At 47.1% G+C, this 1,662-nt stretch carries 1 protein-coding gene, 1 tRNA gene and 1 pseudogene; all 3 read right to left on the bottom strand.

Going from position 1 to position 1,662, the window contains the following annotated elements:
• Positions 1-1,036: 1,036 nt before the first annotated feature.
• Positions 1,037-1,112 (bottom strand) — tRNA-Lys (locus CINSTRO3249_RS15700).
• A 174-nt stretch (positions 1,113-1,286) separates the two neighbouring features.
• Positions 1,287-1,532: pseudogene (locus CINSTRO3249_RS17835) on the bottom strand (helix-turn-helix domain-containing protein); the annotation flags it as partial.
• Positions 1,533-1,549: 17 nt separating this feature from the next.
• The coding region (locus CINSTRO3249_RS17830) for an IS1 family transposase (RefSeq protein ID WP_044698828.1) at positions 1,550-1,662 on the bottom strand (113 nt) is incomplete at its 5' end.

The raw sequence follows: 1,662 nt of genomic DNA, 5'->3' as shown, positions 1-1,662 counted from the left end.
TGCTCATGCTGAGTTTCCAGCACTAGATTAACTGCCCGTTCACGGACTTCCGGAGAGTAACGTTTGGTCGTTGTCATAGAGACCTCCACTTTTAAAGTATAGACTCTAATTTATCCGGGGTGATTCAGCGTTTCGGCCTGAGTTGTTTTTGACAACTTGGCTGAAACAGTGTGATAGCGTGCTGGTTTAGTCTGCACCAATACAATTTCCCGGTGCCACGTACCATCGTCTACCTGTGGCATAGGTTAACTCGCCAGAACATGAGAAAAACCACACCGTTCAGGCAGCCATGGACGTCCATGTTTAAAGGGTGTCATTCCGCCGTAAGATTTGCGCCACCCACCAACAGGCACCCTCAAGGCATTTGGCGTATAGACCAGCAACGAAGTAAGCCGAAAGAATTGTTATTACCAAAGTGGGGAAGGTGCATCGATAGCTTGAAGCTTGCAATTGCCGCCTTGACGCAAACAGCAAAGGAAACGTCTGCCTTTAGGATTTGAGACATTCGTAATCAAGCATACATAGCCCGTTGACGACATTTTGAGCAGCGTGACAGGAATATGATTGGGCAGGATGTGTGCAGTGAATTGGGCAGGTGCTGAGTTGAGTTGTACAAGTGGTGGAGTGAATCAGGCAGGTGCTGGAGTGAGTTGGGCAGTTGCTGTGTTAAATTGGGCAAGTGGTAGAGTGAATTAGGCAAGTGATGGAGTGAGTTGGGCAGTTGCTGTGTTAAATTGGGCAAGTGGTAGAGTGAATTAGGCAAGTGATGGAGTGAGTTGGGCAGTTGCTGAGTTAAATTGGGCAAGTGGTAGAGTGAATTAGGCAAGTGATGGAGTGAGTTGGGCAGTTGCTGAGTTAAATTGGGCAAGTGGTAGAGTGAATTAGGCAAGTGATGGAGTGAGTTGGGCAGGCGCTAAGTTGAATTGGACAAGTCGTAGAATGATTTAGGTAAGTGATGGAGTGAGTTGAGCAGGTGCTGAAGTGAACTTGGGAGGGGGGTCGATTGATGAGAACGGTTATCTAACTTATTGAGTGTTGGTGGGTCGTGTAGGGCTCGAACCTACGACCAATTGATTAAGAGTCAACTGCTCTACCAACTGAGCTAACGACCCAACGCCGCAAATTATTCTCTTAATGGGCGCTGGTGTCAAATACTTCATGTCGGTTGCAGCGAAAAAATAGTCACTAGCGCTTCATTGATTGAAGACTGGTTGAATATTAATCATCTTTAACCGGCTATTAACATCGCGCCCCGCGCTACCTGGCGTAAATTTCACCAAGGTTAATCAAAGTTGTCTGGCTCGCTCGCGAAAGGCTGAAGGATTGGTTTTAAAATGACGGCGAAATATTGCGCTAAAATGGGCATGATTACTGAAACCGCCACGTAGGGCTATCTCGGCAACCGGCATTGGAGTGGTCAATAATAATTCACACCCTTTTTTGAGTCGCTGTTGGGTTAGCCATTTTTTCGCAGGCATGCCAAAGCGTTCGCTAAATATGACATTGAGTTTGTGGGTTGAAATGCCGAGCTCGCGGGTAATGACTCCAATTAGTAGAACATGTGTTTTTCGATGAAGGCTCCGATGACTTTTTCGTGGATCTCGACAGAGCGCGAGAAGCAAATCGTTTTACGCGCCAGTCGTTTAATGCGGGTACGGAGCG

Origin of the sequence: Candidatus Sodalis sp. SoCistrobi (assembly GCF_900143145.1) — a bacterium.
GTDB lineage: Bacteria > Pseudomonadota > Gammaproteobacteria > Enterobacterales > Enterobacteriaceae > SoCistrobi.
The sequence above is the reverse complement of the archived record's forward strand: the minus strand, read 5'-3'. Positions and strand labels throughout refer to the sequence as shown.